This is a genomic window from Dickeya lacustris (assembly GCF_029635795.1).
In the GTDB taxonomy this organism is placed as follows: Bacteria; Pseudomonadota; Gammaproteobacteria; order Enterobacterales; family Enterobacteriaceae; genus Dickeya; species Dickeya lacustris.
The window spans coordinates 2,257,881-2,275,687 of sequence record NZ_CP114280.1 but is presented as its reverse complement, the minus strand read 5'-3'; the positions used below and the strand labels follow the sequence as shown (position 1 = coordinate 2,275,687).

General features: G+C 54.6%; 11 protein-coding genes and 1 pseudogene. 8 read left to right on the top strand and 4 right to left on the bottom strand.

Going from position 1 to position 17,807, the window contains the following annotated elements:
• The 7 genes from rplA to O1Q98_RS10275 all read left to right on the top strand — a co-directional run bounded on the left by rplA (position 1) and on the right by O1Q98_RS10275 (position 13,267).
• The gene (rplA, locus tag O1Q98_RS10305) at positions 1–705 is read left to right on the top strand and encodes a 50S ribosomal protein L1 (protein ID WP_125257918.1); all 705 of its coding nucleotides are present in this window, start codon (positions 1–3) and stop codon (positions 703–705) included.
• Between the two features lie 346 nt (positions 706–1,051).
• Positions 1,052–1,549, top strand: coding sequence for a 50S ribosomal protein L10 (gene rplJ / locus O1Q98_RS10300; RefSeq protein WP_035339300.1), 498 nt, complete (start codon positions 1,052–1,054; stop codon positions 1,547–1,549).
• A 66-nt stretch (positions 1,550–1,615) separates the two neighbouring features.
• Positions 1,616–1,981: a 50S ribosomal protein L7/L12 gene (rplL, locus tag O1Q98_RS10295; protein WP_035339301.1), complete on the top strand. Its 366-nt coding sequence runs from the start codon at positions 1,616–1,618 to the stop codon at positions 1,979–1,981.
• Positions 1,982–2,305: 324 nt separating this feature from the next.
• The gene (gene rpoB / locus O1Q98_RS10290; RefSeq protein ID WP_125257919.1) at positions 2,306–6,334 is read left to right on the top strand and encodes a DNA-directed RNA polymerase subunit beta; all 4,029 of its coding nucleotides are present in this window, start codon (positions 2,306–2,308) and stop codon (positions 6,332–6,334) included.
• A gap of 106 nt (positions 6,335–6,440) precedes the next feature.
• Entirely contained in the window at positions 6,441–10,664 is a 4,224-nt protein-coding gene (gene rpoC, locus O1Q98_RS10285) for a DNA-directed RNA polymerase subunit beta' (protein ID WP_125257920.1), read from the top strand.
• A gap of 262 nt (positions 10,665–10,926) precedes the next feature.
• The gene (locus O1Q98_RS10280; RefSeq protein ID WP_125257921.1) at positions 10,927–12,021 is read left to right on the top strand and encodes a DUF1176 domain-containing protein; all 1,095 of its coding nucleotides are present in this window, start codon (positions 10,927–10,929) and stop codon (positions 12,019–12,021) included.
• A gap of 121 nt (positions 12,022–12,142) precedes the next feature.
• Positions 12,143–13,267, top strand: a complete 1,125-nt coding sequence (locus O1Q98_RS10275) for a DUF1176 domain-containing protein (RefSeq protein WP_125257922.1) — start codon at positions 12,143–12,145, stop codon at positions 13,265–13,267.
• Between the two features lie 269 nt (positions 13,268–13,536).
• Here the strand turns inward: O1Q98_RS10275 and O1Q98_RS10270 are convergent, their stop codons facing one another.
• Together O1Q98_RS10270 and O1Q98_RS19795 are read right to left on the bottom strand one after the other, a co-directional pair.
• Positions 13,537–13,713 (bottom strand): DUF1127 domain-containing protein, encoded by a 177-nt coding sequence (locus O1Q98_RS10270; RefSeq protein WP_240632691.1) that lies wholly within the window; start codon positions 13,711–13,713, stop codon positions 13,537–13,539.
• Between the two features lie 114 nt (positions 13,714–13,827).
• Positions 13,828–14,118, bottom strand: coding sequence for a DUF1127 domain-containing protein (locus tag O1Q98_RS19795; RefSeq protein WP_164512935.1), 291 nt, complete (start codon positions 14,116–14,118; stop codon positions 13,828–13,830).
• A 221-nt stretch (positions 14,119–14,339) separates the two neighbouring features.
• Between O1Q98_RS19795 and O1Q98_RS10265 the strand changes: the two are divergent.
• Positions 14,340–15,762, top strand: a pseudogene (locus tag O1Q98_RS10265) (aminotransferase-like domain-containing protein).
• Between the two features lie 122 nt (positions 15,763–15,884).
• On the opposite strand, the gene thiH reads toward O1Q98_RS10265, so the two are convergent.
• Positions 15,885–17,030 carry a 2-iminoacetate synthase ThiH gene (gene thiH / locus O1Q98_RS10260; protein WP_125257925.1) on the bottom strand — a complete coding sequence of 382 codons (1,146 nt, stop codon included), beginning with the start codon at positions 17,028–17,030 and terminating at the stop codon, positions 15,885–15,887.
• Positions 17,030–17,800: a thiazole synthase gene (locus O1Q98_RS10255; RefSeq protein WP_278141449.1), complete on the bottom strand. Its 771-nt coding sequence runs from the start codon at positions 17,798–17,800 to the stop codon at positions 17,030–17,032. The genes thiH and O1Q98_RS10255 overlap by 1 nt, the downstream gene beginning before the upstream one ends.
• Positions 17,801–17,807: the final 7 nt, after the last annotated feature.

Sequence of the window (17,807 nt, the reverse complement as noted above, 5' to 3'; positions counted from 1 at the left end):
ATGGCTAAACTGACCAAGCGCATGCGCGTGATCCGTGAAAAGGTTGATGTGACCAAGCAGTATGACATCAACGAAGCCGTTGCCCTGCTGAAAGAGCTGGCCACTGCTAAATTTGTTGAAAGTGTTGACGTTGCCGTAAATCTGGGCATCGACGCACGTAAATCTGATCAGAACGTCCGTGGTGCAACGGTACTGCCGCACGGTACTGGCCGTTCCGTTCGCGTTGCCGTATTTACCCAGGGTGCAAACGCTGAAGCTGCTAAAGCCGCTGGCGCAGAACTGGTAGGTATGGAAGATCTGGCTGACCAGATCAAAAAAGGCGAAATGAACTTTGACGTGGTTATTGCCTCTCCAGATGCAATGCGCGTTGTTGGCCAGTTGGGTCAGGTTCTGGGCCCGCGTGGCCTGATGCCAAACCCGAAAGTGGGTACTGTAACGCCGAACGTTGCTGAAGCAGTGAAAAACGCTAAAGCAGGTCAGGTTCGTTACCGTAATGACAAGAACGGTATCATCCATACCACTATCGGTAAGGTTGATTTCGACGCTGACAAACTGAAAGAAAACCTGGAAGCCCTGCTGGTTGCGCTGAAAAAAGCGAAACCGTCTCAGGCGAAAGGCGTGTACATCAAGAAAGTCAGCCTGTCCACCACCATGGGCGCTGGCGTTTCTGTTGATCAGAGCGGCCTGAACGCGGCAGCAAACTGATAGCTTTTGTTCCTCTTTACCCGGGCAGCGGATTTCTTTATAATCCTACGCCCGTTGTTCTGTAAATGAACAAAAGATGAATTTTCGGTTGGAGCCTGGCCTCATCCAGGCCTCCGTCCAAGACCGCAGGTGTTTCAAATACTCTAGGGTAAAGAAACTTAATTTTCCTGCGTAGACGGTGACAGAGCCTAAAGAACATTTTTATTCTTTTTCTAAAGAACTTCTTTTTTAAAAGAATAGTCTTGCTGGATTCTGCTCACCGTGTTTTAGCGCTTGCCCACCATTTTGGCGGCAGGTGAAGTGAGTTCCGGAAATTTTTTCCGGCTAAATCCAGGAGCAAAAGCTAATGGCATTAAATCTTCAAGACAAACAAGCGATTGTTGCTGAAGTCAGCGAAGTGGCCAAAGGCGCGCTGTCTGCTGTCGTTGCGGATTCTCGTGGCGTTACCGTAGACAAAATGACTGAACTGCGTAAAGCAGGTCGTGAAGCTGGCGTATACATGCGTGTTGTTCGTAACACCCTGCTGCGTCGCATCGTTGAAGGCACTCAGTTTGAATGCCTGAAAGACACGTTTGTCGGTCCGACCCTGATTGCATACTCTATGGAACACCCGGGCGCAGCTGCTCGTCTGTTCAAAGAGTTCGCGAAAGCGAATGCAAAATTTGAGGTCAAAGCGGCGGCCTTTGAAGGTGAGTTGATTCCGGCGGCTCAGATTGACCGTCTGGCAACACTGCCGACTTACGAAGAAGCAATCGCACGCCTGTTGGCAACCATGAAAGAAGCCTCTGCAGGCAAACTGGTTCGCACTCTGGCGGCGGTTCGCGATCAGAAAGAAGCCGCTTAATTGCGCTCTCTCTGTTATTGCACTTGCTAACGTATAAACTTTTTCTGATTTTTAGGAACAATTGTCATGTCTATCACTAAAGACCAAATCATCGAAGCAGTAGCCGCTATGTCTGTAATGGACGTTGTTGAGCTGATCACTGCAATGGAAGAAAAATTCGGCGTTTCTGCTGCTGCTGCTGTTGCTGTTGCTGCTGCTCCGGCTGAAGCTGCTGAAGAGAAAACTGAGTTCGACGTTATCCTGAAAGCTGTTGGCGCTAACAAAGTTGCTGTTATCAAAGCAGTACGTGGCGCAACTGGCCTGGGTCTGAAAGAAGCGAAAGACCTGGTTGAATCTGCTCCGGCTGCTCTGAAAGAAGCAGTGAGCAAAGATGACGCTGAAGCTCTGAAAAAATCTCTGGAAGAAGCTGGCGCTGAAGTTGAAGTTAAATAAGCCAACCCTTCTGGTTGCAGCCTGATTCGTTAGGCTGATGGCTGGTGACTTTTTAGTCACCAGCCTTTTTGCGCTGTAGGGGGCTAGTCGTTTTTCACACCGTTTGACGGCCAGTTTCCCGCCAATGCTTGTTTCTATCGACGACTTAATATACTGCGCCAGAGCAGTCTGTTCTGTGTAAAGCGCAATGAAATGGTTTAAGAGTGATAGAAACAGGTATTGCGGAAAGTGCTCCACTTTCCGATCGACATAAATGGTGTTGCATGAACCGTCCTTTTCAGGGCGGACAAAGTGGGTCGACTTGTCAGCGAGCTGAGGAACCCTATGGTTTACTCCTATACCGAGAAAAAACGCATTCGTAAGGATTTTGGTAAACGTCCACAAGTGTTGGATATACCTTATCTCCTTTCTATCCAGCTTGACTCGTTCCAGAAGTTTATCGAGCAAGATCCGGAAGGTCAGTATGGTCTGGAAGCAGCATTCCGTTCCGTATTCCCTATCTCAAGTTACAGCGGCAATTCCGAATTGCAGTATGTGAGCTACCGTCTGGGTGAGCCAGTATTTGACGTTAAAGAGTGTCAAATTCGTGGCGTCACCTTCTCTGCTCCGCTGCGCGTGAAGCTGCGTCTGGTGATCTACGAGCGCGAAGCGCCGGAAGGCACCGTTAAAGACATCAAAGAACAAGAAGTGTACATGGGCGAAATTCCGCTCATGACCGATAACGGTACCTTTGTTATCAACGGTACTGAGCGTGTCATCGTTTCTCAGTTGCACCGTAGCCCGGGCGTGTTCTTCGATAGCGATAAAGGTAAAACCCACTCTTCTGGTAAGGTGCTGTATAACGCACGTATTATTCCTTACCGTGGTTCCTGGTTGGATTTCGAGTTTGACCCGAAAGATAACCTGTTTGTCCGTATCGACCGCCGTCGCAAGCTGCCTGCTACCATCATTCTGCGCGCGCTGAATTACACCACTGAGCAGATTCTTGATCTGTTCTTCGATAAAGTGGTGTATGAGATTCACAACAACAAATTGCAGATGGAGCTGGTGCCTGAGCGCCTGCGTGGTGAAACCGCCTCTTTCGATATCGAAGCGAACGGTAAAGTCTACGTTGAGAAAGGCCGCCGCATCACGGCGCGTCATATTCGTCAGCTGGAAAAAGACAGCGTTGAGCGCATTGAAGTACCTGTAGAGTACATCGCAGGTAAAGTGCTGGCGAAAGATTACGTTGATGAAAGCACCGGCGAAGTGATCGCGATGGCCAATATGGAGCTGTCGTTGGATCTGCTGGCTAAACTGAGTCAGTCTGGCCACAAACGTATCGAAACGCTGTTTACCAACGATCTGGATCACGGCCCGTACATGTCCGAGACCGTGCGTGTTGACCCAACCAACGATCGCCTGAGCGCGCTGGTTGAGATCTACCGCATGATGCGTCCTGGCGAGCCGCCGACACGCGAAGCCGCTGAAACCCTGTTCGAAAACCTGTTCTTCTCTGAAGATCGCTATGACCTGTCTGCGGTTGGCCGCATGAAGTTCAACCGTTCTTTGCTGCGTGAGGAAATCGAAGGTTCCGGTATCCTGAGCAAAGAAGACATTATCGATGTGATGAAAAAACTCATCGATATTCGTAACGGTAAAGGCGAAGTCGATGATATCGACCACCTGGGCAACCGTCGTATCCGCTCTGTGGGCGAGATGGCGGAAAACCAGTTCCGCGTCGGTCTGGTGCGTGTTGAGCGTGCGGTGAAAGAGCGTCTGTCGCTGGGCGATCTGGATACGCTGATGCCGCAGGACATGATCAACGCTAAACCGATTTCCGCTGCGGTGAAAGAGTTCTTCGGTTCCAGTCAGCTGTCTCAGTTTATGGACCAGAACAACCCGCTGTCCGAGATTACGCACAAACGCCGTATCTCCGCATTGGGCCCAGGCGGTTTGACCCGTGAGCGCGCTGGCTTTGAAGTGCGAGACGTTCACCCGACTCACTATGGCCGTGTTTGTCCTATCGAAACGCCGGAAGGCCCGAACATCGGTCTGATTAACTCGCTGTCCGTGTACGCACAGACCAACGAGTACGGTTTCCTGGAGACCCCGTATCGCCGTGTGCGCGATGGCGTGGTGACGGACGAAATTCATTACCTGTCGGCGATTGAAGAAGGCAACTACGTTATTGCTCAGGCGAACACCAACCTGGATGACGAAGGCCACTTCATTGACGAACTGGTGACTTGCCGTAGCAAGGGCGAATCCAGCTTGTTCAGCCGCGACCAGGTTGACTACATGGACGTTTCCACCCAGCAGGTGGTTTCCGTTGGTGCGTCCCTGATCCCGTTCCTTGAGCACGATGACGCCAACCGCGCCTTGATGGGTGCGAACATGCAACGTCAGGCTGTACCAACACTGCGTGCGGATAAGCCGCTGGTGGGTACCGGTATGGAGCGCGCGGTTGCCGTTGACTCCGGTGTAACCGCAGTTGCTAAACGCGGCGGTACCGTGCAGTACGTTGATGCCTCTCGTATCGTTATCAAAGTTAACGAAGCCGAGATGTATCCGGGCGAAGCCGGTATCGACATTTACAACCTGACCAAGTACACCCGTTCCAACCAGAACACCTGCATCAACCAGATGCCGTGTGTGTCGCTGGGTGAACCGGTTGAGCGCGGTGATGTACTGGCTGATGGCCCGTCTACCGATCTCGGTGAACTGGCGCTGGGCCAGAACATGCGCGTGGCGTTCATGCCGTGGAACGGTTACAACTTCGAAGACTCCATCCTCGTTTCTGAGCGTGTGGTTCAGGAAGACCGTTTTACTACCATCCACATTCAGGAACTGGCGTGCGTGTCCCGTGACACCAAGCTGGGGCCGGAAGAGATTACTGCTGACATCCCGAACGTGGGTGAAGCGGCGCTCTCCAAACTGGATGAATCCGGTATCGTTTACATCGGTGCGGAAGTGACCGGTGGCGACATTCTGGTCGGTAAAGTGACGCCGAAAGGCGAAACGCAGCTGACACCGGAAGAGAAACTGCTGCGCGCTATCTTCGGTGAGAAAGCGTCTGATGTGAAAGACTCTTCTCTGCGTGTGCCGAACGGCGTTTCCGGTACGGTTATCGACGTACAGGTCTTTACCCGCGATGGCGTGGAAAAAGACAAACGTGCGCTGGAAATCGAAGAAATGCAGCTCAAGCAGGCCAAGAAAGACCTGACCGAAGAGTTGCAGATTCTGGAAGCCGGTCTGTTTGCCCGTATTCACGACGTGCTGGTTGCCGGTGGCGTTGAAGCCGAGAAACTGGACAAGCTGCCGCGCGAGCGTTGGCTGGAACTGGGTCTGACTGACGAAGACAAACAGAATCAGCTGGAACAGTTGGCCGAGCAGTACGACGAACTCAAACATGAGTTCGAGAAGAAACTCGAAGCCAAACGTCGCAAAATCACTCAGGGCGATGACCTGGCACCGGGCGTGCTGAAGATCGTCAAAGTGTATCTGGCGGTTAAACGTCAGATCCAGCCGGGTGACAAGATGGCGGGCCGTCACGGTAACAAGGGTGTTATCTCCAAGATCAACCCGATCGAAGATATGCCTTACGACGAGAACGGCACACCGGTTGATATCGTACTGAACCCGCTGGGCGTACCGTCACGTATGAACATCGGTCAGATCCTGGAAACCCATCTGGGCATGGCAGCGAAAGGCATCGGCGACAAGATCAACGCCATGCTCAAGCAGCATCAGGAAGTGGCTAAACTGCGTGAGTTTATCCAGCGCGCTTACGATCTGGGCAACGACGTGCGCCAGAAAGTTGACCTGAACACCTTCAGCGATGAAGAAGTGCTGCGTCTGGCTGAGAACCTGAAAAAAGGTATGCCGATCGCCACGCCGGTGTTCGACGGTGCCAAGGAAAACGAGATCAAAGAGTTGCTGAAACTCGGCGATCTGCCGACTTCGGGCCAGATCACGCTGTTTGATGGCCGTACCGGTGAGCAGTTCGAGCGTCCGGTTACTGTCGGCTACATGTACATGCTGAAACTGAACCACTTGGTTGATGACAAGATGCATGCACGTTCGACGGGCTCTTACAGTCTGGTTACGCAGCAGCCGCTGGGTGGTAAAGCACAGTTCGGTGGTCAGCGCTTCGGTGAGATGGAAGTGTGGGCACTGGAAGCTTACGGTGCCGCTTACACCTTGCAGGAAATGTTGACGGTGAAATCCGATGACGTGAATGGCCGTACCAAGATGTACAAAAACATCGTGGATGGCGATCACCGCATGGAACCTGGGATGCCGGAGTCCTTCAACGTATTGTTGAAAGAAATCCGCTCTCTGGGTATCAACATCGAGCTGGAAGAAGAGTAATCCCAGCCCGAAAGCGCTGCGAGCATTCGTTACAGGGGCACCTGAACCGTGTTGTTAAAGACAGGTTCAGGTGCCTGACAGGTCTAACTCCGACAGGAGCCAATCCGTGAAAGACTTATTAAAGTTTCTGAAAGCGCAAACTAAAACCGAAGAGTTTGATGCGATCAAAATTGCTCTGGCTTCGCCAGACATGATTCGTTCGTGGTCTTTTGGTGAAGTGAAGAAGCCAGAAACCATTAACTACCGTACGTTCAAACCAGAACGTGACGGCCTGTTCTGCGCCCGTATTTTTGGGCCGGTAAAAGATTATGAGTGCCTGTGCGGTAAGTACAAGCGCCTGAAACACCGTGGCGTGATTTGTGAGAAGTGCGGCGTTGAAGTGACCCAGACCAAAGTGCGTCGTGAGCGCATGGGCCACATCGAGCTGGCGTCTCCGACCGCCCACATCTGGTTTTTGAAATCCCTGCCGTCGCGTATCGGCCTGCTGCTGGATATGCCGCTGCGTGACATCGAACGCGTACTGTACTTCGAATCTTACGTGGTGGTTGAAGGTGGCATGACCAACCTGGAACGCCGCCAAATCCTGACCGAAGAGCAGTATCTGGACGCACTGGAAGAGTTCGGTGACGAATTCGACGCCAAAATGGGCGCCGAAGCTATCCAGGCGTTGCTGAAAGGGATGGATCTGGAGCAGGAATGCGAACAACTGCGTGAAGAGCTGAACGAAACCAACTCCGAAACCAAACGTAAAAAGCTGACCAAGCGCATCAAGCTGCTGGAAGCGTTCGTACAGTCTGGCAACAAGCCGGAGTGGATGATCCTGACCGTGCTGCCGGTGCTGCCGCCGGACTTGCGTCCGCTGGTGCCGCTGGACGGCGGCCGTTTCGCGACCTCCGATCTGAACGATCTGTATCGCCGCGTGATCAACCGTAACAACCGTTTGAAACGTCTGCTGGATCTGGCGGCTCCCGACATCATCGTACGTAACGAAAAACGTATGTTGCAGGAAGCGGTCGATGCGCTGCTGGATAACGGCCGTCGCGGTCGTGCCATCACCGGTTCCAACAAGCGTCCGCTGAAATCTTTGGCCGATATGATCAAAGGTAAGCAGGGTCGTTTCCGTCAGAACCTGCTCGGTAAGCGCGTGGACTACTCCGGTCGTTCCGTTATCACCGTAGGCCCGTACCTGCGTCTGCATCAGTGCGGCCTGCCGAAGAAAATGGCGCTGGAACTGTTCAAACCGTTCATCTACGGCAAGCTGGAACTGCGTGGCCTTGCGACCACCATCAAAGCGGCCAAGAAGATGGTAGAACGCGAAGAAGCGGTGGTGTGGGATATTCTGGATGAAGTTATCCGCGAACACCCGGTACTGCTGAACCGTGCGCCGACGCTGCACCGTCTGGGTATTCAGGCGTTTGAGCCGGTTTTGATCGAAGGTAAAGCGATTCAGTTGCACCCGCTGGTGTGTGCGGCCTATAACGCCGACTTCGACGGCGACCAGATGGCTGTTCACGTACCATTGACGCTGGAAGCCCAGCTTGAAGCGCGTGCGCTGATGATGTCTACCAACAACATCCTGTCTCCGGCGAACGGCGAGCCTATCATCGTTCCGTCTCAGGACGTGGTGTTGGGTCTGTACTACATGACCCGTGACTGTGTTAACGCCAAAGGCGAAGGCATGGTGCTGACCGGGCCGAAAGAAGCCGAGCGTATTTATCGTGCGGGTCTGGCGTCACTGCACGCGCGCGTCAAAGTGCGTATTACCGAGCACGAGAAAAATGCACAGGGTGAGTGGGCGGCGAAAACCAGCCTGATCGACACCACTGTTGGTCGTGCCATTCTGTGGATGATCGTGCCGAAAGGCCTGCCTTACTCCATCGTCAACCAGGCGCTGGGTAAGAAAGCGATCTCCAAGATGCTGAACACCTGCTATCGCGTGTTGGGTCTGAAGCCGACGGTTATTTTTGCCGACCAGATCATGTACACCGGTTTTGCTTACGCGGCGCGCTCTGGTTCTTCTGTCGGTATCGACGACATGGTGATCCCGGCGAAAAAAGTGGAAATCATCACCGAAGCCGAAGCCGAAGTTGCCGAGATTCAGGAGCAGTTCCAGTCTGGTCTGGTGACAGCGGGCGAGCGTTATAACAAAGTCATCGACATTTGGGCTGCGGCGAATGAGCGCGTGGCCAAAGCGATGATGGAAAACCTCTCGACCGAAACCGTTATCAACCGTAAAGGTGAAGAAGAGAGACAAGTGTCCTTCAACAGCATCTTTATGATGGCCGACTCCGGTGCGCGTGGTTCTGCGGCACAGATTCGTCAGCTGGCGGGGATGCGTGGTCTGATGGCGAAGCCGGATGGCTCCATCATCGAAACGCCAATCACCGCGAACTTCCGTGAAGGTCTGAACGTACTCCAGTACTTCATCTCGACGCACGGTGCGCGTAAAGGTCTGGCGGATACCGCACTGAAAACGGCGAACTCCGGTTATCTGACCCGTCGTCTGGTTGACGTGGCGCAGGACTTGGTTGTCACCGAGGACGATTGCGGCACCCACGAAGGCATCATGATGACGCCGGTTATCGAAGGCGGCGACGTCAAAGAGCCGCTGCGTGAGCGCGTACTGGGTCGTGTAACGGCTGAAGACGTGCTGAAACCGGGTACGGCTGACATTCTGGTTCCGCGCAACACGCTGCTGAACGAGAAATGGTGTGACCTGTTAGAAGAAAACTCGGTTGATGCCGTGAAAGTGCGCTCCGTAGTAGGGTGTGAAACCGACTTCGGCGTGTGCGCCAAGTGCTACGGTCGTGACCTGGCGCGTGGTCATATCATCAACAAAGGTGAGGCCATCGGGGTTATCGCGGCACAGTCCATCGGTGAACCGGGTACCCAGCTGACGATGCGTACGTTCCACATCGGTGGTGCGGCATCGCGTGCGGCGGCTGAGTCCAGCATTCAGGTGAAAAACAAGGGTACGTTACGACTGGGCAATGCCAAGTTCGTTATGAACAATGCCGGTAAGTTTGTCATCACCTCGCGTAACACCGAGCTGAAACTGATCGACGAATTCGGCCGTACCAAAGAAAGCTATAAAGTGCCTTACGGTGCGGTGATGGCGAAAGGTAACGGTGACGATGTCGCGGGCGGTGAAACCGTCGCGAACTGGGACCCGCATACCATGCCGGTTATCACCGAAGTGGGCGGTAGCATTCGCTTTACCGACATGATTGACGGCCAGACCATTACGCGTCAGACCGACGAACTGACCGGCCTGTCTTCCATCGTGGTTCTGGACAGTGCAGAACGTACCGGTGGCGGTAAAGACTTGCGTCCGGCGCTGAAAATCGTTGACGCCAACGGCAATGACGTACTGATTCCGGGCACCGACATGCCGGCACAATACTTCCTGCCGGGTAAAGCGATTGTTCAGCTGGAAGACGGTGCGCAGATCGGTGCGGGTGATACGCTGGCGCGTATTCCGCAGGAATCCGGCGGTACCAAGGATATTACCGGTGGTCTGCCGCGCGTTGCGGATCTGTTCGAAGCCCGTCGTCCGAAAGAGCCTGCTATCCTGGCTGAAATCAGCGGCGTGGTATCGTTCGGTAAAGAGACCAAAGGCAAGCGTCGTCTGGTGATCACGCCGGTTGATGGCAGCGATCCGTACGAAGAGATGATCCCGAAATGGCGTCAGCTTAACGTGTTCGAAGGCGAACGTGTGGAACGCGGTGACGTGATTTCCGACGGCCCAGAATCTCCGCATGACATTCTGCGCCTGCGTGGTGTTCACGCGGTGACGCGTTACATCACCAACGAAGTGCAGGAAGTTTACCGCTTGCAGGGCGTTAAGATTAACGATAAACACATCGAAGTTATCGTTCGTCAGATGTTGCGTAAAGGCACCATCGTTAACCCAGGCAGCTCTGAGTTCCTGGAAGGTGAGCAGGTCGAGATGTCACGCATCAAGATAGCGAACCGTCAGTTGGAAGCAGACGGCAAGATCTCGGCAACTTACAGCCGCGACCTGCTGGGTATCACCAAAGCGTCGCTGGCTACCGAATCCTTCATCTCTGCGGCATCGTTCCAGGAAACGACGCGCGTGTTGACGGAAGCAGCCGTTGCCGGTAAACGTGATGAACTGCGTGGCCTGAAAGAGAACGTCATCGTCGGTCGTCTGATTCCGGCCGGTACGGGTTATGCGTATCATCAGGATCGCATGCGTCGCCGTCAGGCGGGCGAAGTGCAGTCAGCTCCTCAGGTGAGCGCAGAGGAAGCCTCTGCTAACCTGGCCGAGTTGCTGAATGCCGGTCTGGGTGGTAGCGACGACGAGTAATCGTTGGTCACGCCGCCGTTACAGGCTGTCACGTAACAGGCTATCCTGTAACGGGCTATAAATGAAAAAACCGCGCCTTGTCAAAGGTGCGGTTTTTTTTATCCTCTTATTTCACTTCCTTGTCTTTCTTTGATGTCGGTAACGGTTTAAAAAGAAGGGTGGCCGTCTCTGCTACAGTGGGCTGTGATGTGAATGGGAGAGACGTGCGGGTGATATAATGTGCGCTATAACATCAGCATGGGTGTCTTATAAGGAATATCCGATGCGATTTAACATCATACTTTCAGGCATGGTGCTGGGCATGCTGTCCGCGAGTGCGTTCAGCGCCGGTGAAATGCCTGCGGGTTATCCAGCACCGGTGCAGAAAGTGTTCAGGCACTGGCAAGTGACCTGCAATAACCTCAATGACTGCGACATCAGGAATAACGACCCCTACTTGCGCGTGACGCTCAAACGTGAGGCGGGGGCGCAGGGGAAGATCTCGCTGGATTTTGATCTGGCGGATAAGCGCCAGGCGTTGTATCTCGACGACGCGCGTTTTGCCCTCGCTCAACCCGCCTGGCAGACGGATGAGGAAGAAGGCGCATTCTATGTTCATACCGAGCAACTGGATGTCATCCAGCAATTTGTTCAGGCGGCGAAAAATGCCAAGCGCCTGACGCTCTCCGAGGCGAGCGCGCAAGGAAGTAATCAGGATGAGTCGATTTCACTGAATGGACTCAATGCGGCACTGCTATTTGTGGATGAGCGTCAGGGACGGTTGGATAACCGCAGTGCGTTGCTGAAAGTGGGCAATGGCGATGTATCACAGGTTCCCGCTGCGCCGATAGGACAAGAGATTCACCCCGCCTATACCCAACCACCGCCGTTAACCAATGGTAAGGCCTTGATTAATGCGGTGATCAAGGCGAAAAAAACGCTGCTGGAAGAGGAAGATTGCGGGTTGAGCAAAGAAGCCCGCCAGTTAAGCGAAGTCGAGCCGCTGACGCATGATCTGGCGCTGGTGATGCTCAACTGTGGCGTAGGCGCGTATCAATCCTCCAGCCTGCTGTTTATTACGCCGCGTAATAACCCGCAGGCCGCGCAATTGCTGGAGCTGACCAGGCCTATCCGCCCGTTGAACAGCCGTGAAGAGAAGATTCGCTGGTTTACCGAAGCCGATTATGACCCGGAAAGCGGCATGTTGTATCACTCGGTGAAAGGCCGTGGCATTGCTGACTGCGGCGAGAGCGGGCAATGGGTATTTGATGGTAAGACTTTTCAACTGGTCGCCTATAACTATCAACCGGAATGTAACGGTGGGCAACCGGGAGATTGGCCTTCGGTCTGGGCGATGCCGGGCTACCCGACCGAGTAGCCCGACACGATGTTGTTGTGGGCTATTTTTTATGTAGCCCCTTTTTTCCTATCGTTATCTACCTCTTAAAGGATCATCACGTTTTGCGAGTAGTGGAGCCGTGATTTGAAGGGATATGGATATGCAATTTTTGAAAAGCCTGTTTTGGGGTGTGGTGCTGTCGTTGCTGTCTGGTAGCGCCTGCGCGGCAGAGGCTAAAATTCTAGGGTATCTTGTTCCGGTACAGAAAGAATTTAAAGATTGGCAAGTGACGTGTAACAACTTGAATACCTGTCAGCTCAATAATTACTCTGAGAGAGACGGTTATCAATATGTGATCCTCAAGCGTGATGCAGGTGCTTCAGGAAAGATTTCCCTGTCCATCCTGTTAAAACCCGATCAGCAGGCCGTCTATCTGGACGGCACGCCGTTTCCGCTTGATGCCGCCGACTGGCAGATTGATAACGAATCCGATAGTGATGGCAAGTTCTATCGCTATACCACCAGGTTAGAGGTAATTCAACGGTTTATTCAGGCGGCGAGAAACGCGCAGCAATTGGCGTTGGTTGAACAGCCCACTACTCAGGAAGTTGAGGATGGAGATGTGGTGTCGCTAAATGGCCTGAGTGCGGCGCTGCTACTGGCGGATGAGCGGCAAGGCCGGTTAAAGAACCGCAGTGCGTTGCTGAATGTCGGTGAAGGCGAGGTTTCGCAGGTCCCGCCAGTGCCTACCGGGCAACAGGTTGACATTACCTATCGTCAGCCATCACCGCTGAGTGATGCGGTCGCATTGGCGGCTGCGGTCGGCGAGGCGCAGAAGGATAAATTAGAAAATGCACATTGTGATCAACGCGATAAAAACATAACTGCAAATCCAAGAGCCATCGCATTAACCCGCGAGTTGGCGTTAGTGATCTTTACATGCCCTCCTGGGGCAATCCAGATCAGTAATGAGCTCTTCATTACCTCACAACTTCGCCCACAGGCAGCCAGCTTGTTAACGCTACTGATTTTTGACTGGGACAAAAATGTGCTGGTTAACATGGCGGACACGGCTACGACACTTATGAATGTTGAGTATGACGAGAAAACCGGAATATTGTCTCATACAGTTCAAGGGAACACGGTCTGTAATCTTGGTGAAAGCGCGAGATGGATGTTTGACGGTAGCACTTTCCAGCCAGTGGACTATCGATTTTCCAATATCTGTGCCAGGAGAAAAGACTGGCCTTCGGTCTGGGCGATGCCGGGCTACCCGACCGAGTAGCCCGACACGAGGTGACAGTCAGCACGCCTTTTTGCATCCATGCTGGCTGGGTGGCGGCAGAGCCGATGGAAGGCGCAGGCTCTGGCTGTATCAGCACCGCCACTCTAATGCGCAAGGGCTGGGCGTGCGACCCGCCGTGTCGCACGGTGCGTAGCGGCGCGCAATCTATCGTCCGGCTCATGGCGCGATGACATTTTTTTTGCGATACGCTTCGCTCGTGTTCCCGACCAGCACGTTTTCCCGCCGCTCTCTGCGCCCGGTTGCAGCGGTTAACGCAACGAATCCACGTCCCGACGCGTCAATCCGATATCTTCCAGTTGGTTATTGTTCAGGCGTTGCAATGTCTTCCGCGCCTGGCAGCGCTGACGCCAGCGCTGCCAGCATTGGCTGACGCGCTGGAGTAGCCCGTGTTTTTTTCCCGATTGAAAGCGTGAGTGCGTCATCATGGCTTCCTTCTTCCGCGTTATTTCAGGCTTCTCCCCTTTCGATACAGAGAGAAAAAGTAACTTTTAAAAAATACAGATAGTGAGGTCAGGGCCCCTGAATGAGCCTTTCCGGTGCTATCTGTCACTGTTCCGGCAGTCTGCTTTATGGTTTAAAGAGGTCTGACAGATGGTGTGGTGATTCACTATCGCGGAGGCCCTCGCTCTCTTCGCGCCGTTTGAATAACGCAACTGAATTGTTTCGCGCGTCAGCCCAATGTCTTTAAGCTGATGATCAGTCAAGCTATTCAGGATATGTCGTGTCTGTCTTTGCTGGTATCGGCCTTGCCAGTATTGGCAGGCGTGTTGTAATAACCGGCGGACAGGCGTAATCGCAGAGACGATCGCGGTAGCAATAGTGCGTGTCATGGGCGTTCTCCTCAGGTGATCCATGGCTGATAGCATGACCGAGGTTTCTGTATTGTTTTAGAGGCAGGATCAGGATTTGTTTTTCATACAGATGCCCGTTATTACCCTCTGAATGCCGATTTTATCGGTAAACTGTATGGTCGGGAGCGGCCGCACCAACCGGCAGCATGCTGGAATGGCTGGAATGGATAAACCGTAGCTAATCAAAGGGGCAGCAGACGATGACGCGATATCAGTATTTGGCTGACTTGCTGGCGCAGCGTATTGAGCAAGGGTTGTATCGTGGCGGCGAGCGTTTGCCTTCGGTACGTACACTTAGCCAGGAGCATGGCGTGAGTATCAGTACCGTACAGCAGGCTTATTATCGCCTTGAGCAACAGCAGTTGATTGTGCCGCTGCCGCGCTCGGGCTATTTCGTGCGTTCGCGTAAAGCCGAGCCGCCAATACCCTCGATGACCCGGCCTGTGCAGCGTCCGGTAGAGGTGAAAAAATGGGGCGCGGTGTTAGAACTGGTGAGCGCACGGCAAGACCCGGACGTACTTTCCTTAGGCGGCAGCTCGCCGGATCTCACGCAAAGTACGCTTAAGCCGCTGTGGAAACAGTTGCAGCGCATTGGCCAGAAGCAGCAAGAGGCGGCGCTGAGTTACGACAACCTGGCGGGCTCAGTGCCACTGCGCGAGCAGATAGCCCGCCTGATGGTCGATAGCGGCTGCCAGCTTCAGGCCGAGGATATTGTGGTGACAACGGGATGTACCGAGGCGCTGTCTGTCGCGGTGCGCGCTGTCGCACAATCGGGCGATATCATTGCGGTTGAGTCGCCGGTTTTTCACGGAATTTTGCAGATACTGTGTGGGTTAAACATAAAAGTCATTGAGATTCCGACAGATTTTACCACCGGCATCAATCTGGACGCGCTGGAGCTGGTGCTGGAACAATGGCCGGTCAAGGCGGTGATCACCGTGCCGCATTGCAATAACCCCCTCGGCTTTATGATGCCGCCCGAACGTAAACGGGCGCTGTTAACACTGGCGCAGCGTTATGACATCGCCATTATCGAAGATGATGTGTATGGCGAGCTGGCGTACGAGTACCCGCGACCTGCCACGCTAAAGTCCGCTGACCGCGATGGCCGTGTGTTGTTGTGCAGTTCATTTTCTAAAACGCTGGCGCCGGCGGGTGCGTGTGGGCTGGGTGGTGCCGGGGCGTTATCGCGACCGGGTGCTGCACATGAAATACACCAGCACCGGTTCGAGCGTGTCGAGCACGCAGCTTGCGGTAGCGGAGTTTATCGCGCAGGGGCACTACTTACCCCATTTGAGACGAATGCGCATGCTCTACCAGCGTAATCTGGCGCTGTTTTCCGGCTGGGTGCGGCGCTACTTTCCCGAAACGATTTGCGTCAGTCGGCCACAGGGTGGGTTTGTGTTATGGGTGGAAATGCCGCCTGCCTTTGACGCCGTTGCCCTTTGCCAGCAGATGAAAGCGCACAATATCTATGTGGCGGAAGGGTCGCTGTTTTGTGCCTCCGGCAAGTATCGCCACTGTTTGCGCCTGAGCTATGCCATGCCCATGACACCGGCCATTGAACAGGCGGTGGCCGCGATTGGCGCAGCGGTTGAGCAGCAGCTCTCGGCAGGCGCGTAATGCGCGCAACAGATAATAGATACATGAATGCATGGCAACAATACGTGCATGACAAGCATGGCAACACCAGCCGCGCGCTGGCGCGTACTGGTGCGGATGCCATAAACCAGGCGGCGGGCTGTTTAGGTTGCCGCTCTGCCCAGATAACTGTCCCAGTCCTTCCAGACTGGCTGTAGTCCTGATTGGCTAAGGGCTTGCGCCACCGCGTGCGGGGTGCGCTCATCGTGCGGGGTGAATTGCTCGAGCTCCGGGCGAGCCTCGGCGTAACCGCCCGGCTGGGTTTTGGAAAAGGCGCTGACGTTGTTGATGGCAATCGGGATCATGTGGTCGCGGAAATGGGGCGACTCACGCGTAGAAAGTGACAATTCCACCTCCGGTGCCAGCAGCCGGAACGCGCAGATGACCTGCATCAGTTGCGCTTCATCCATCAGCGAGGCGGGTTCGATGCCGCCAGCACACGGGCGCAGGCGCGGAAAAGAGACGGAGTAACGGCTCTGCCAGTAGGTTTGCTGTAAGTAGAGCAGGTGCTCGGCCAGCATATAACAGTCGGTGCGCCAGCTATCCGATAAGCCGATAAGCGCCCCCAGCCCGATTTTATCGATACCCGCTTGCCCCAGTCTGTCTGGCGTTTCCAGCCGCCAGGTGAAGTCCTGTTTATGGCCGCGCAGGTGGTGACGGGCGTACGTAGGTGAATGATAGGTTTCCTGATACACCATCACGCCATCGAGCCCCAGGGTTTTTAGCTCGGCGTAATCGGCCTGCGATAGCGGCTGTACCTCCATCATCAGCGCACTGAAATGCGGGCGGATCAGCGGCAGCATCTGGCGGAAATAATCCATGCCGACTTTACGCTGGTGTTCGCCTGTCACCAGCAACAGGCTGTCAAACCCCAGGGCTTTGATGGCCTCGCACTCGCGTAACACCTCCTGTTGATTGAGCGTTTTGCGCTTAAGGTGGTTGCTCATCGAGAAGCCACAGTAAGTGCAATCGTTGGCGCACAGGTTGGAGAGATACAGCGGCACATACAGGCTGACGGCGTTGCCAAAGCGCTGGCGCGTCAACTGCTGTGCCCGCTGTGCCAGCGGTTCCAGCCAGCGGCTGGCGGCGGGCGAGAGCAACGCCATCATGTCATCGCGGGTCAGCGTCTGTGCATTGAGCGCGCGCTCGACGTCGGCGTCGTTTTTACTGTTGATGCGCAGACTCAGCTCATGCCAATCAAGGCGTTGCCAGTCATGTGTAAATGACGGCGGTTGCAGGTAAGCATTCATCAGCGCATCACCTCCGTCTGGCGCAGAAAACCGGTCAGCGGGCTGGTGGCGCAGGCTGTGGCCTGGCGGCGGCCCAGCCCCGCGTGTTGCGCCAGCGCACCGGCCTCGACCGCCAGCCGGAAGGCGTGCGCCATCTGCACCGGGTCGCGCGCCACGGCGATAGCAGTGTTGACCAGCACCGCATCCGCGCCCAGCTCCAGCGCGTGCGCCGCGTGGCTGGGCGCGCCGATACCGGCATCGACCACCACCGGCACCCGCGCCTGCTCGATAATAATGCGCAGAAAATCCCGCGTCTGTAGCCCCTGATTCGAGCCAATCGGCGCACCCAGCGGCATCACGGCGGCGCAGCCTGCTTCTTCAAGCCGCTTGCACAGCACCGGATCGGCGCTGCAATAGGGCAGCACCACGAAACCCTCTTTCACCAGTTGTTCCGCCGCTTTCAGGGTTTCGACGGCATCGGGCAGCAGGTATTTCATGTCCGGGTGGATTTCCAGTTTTATCCACGACGTGCCGAGCGCCTCGCGCGCCAGCCGGGCGGCGAAGAGCGCTTCATCAGCGGTTTTCGCCCCTGAGGTATTTGGCAGTAAGCGCACGCCGAGCTCACGCAGCGGAGCCAGAATGGCATCGCTGCCGCCTTTTAAATCCACCCGTTTCATCGCCATCGTCACCAGTTGCGTGCCGCTGGCGCGCAGAGCTTCTTGCATCAGCGATGCATTGGCGAATTTTCCGGTGCCGGTAAACAGCCGTGAGGTAAATAGGGTACTCGGCAATCTGTAG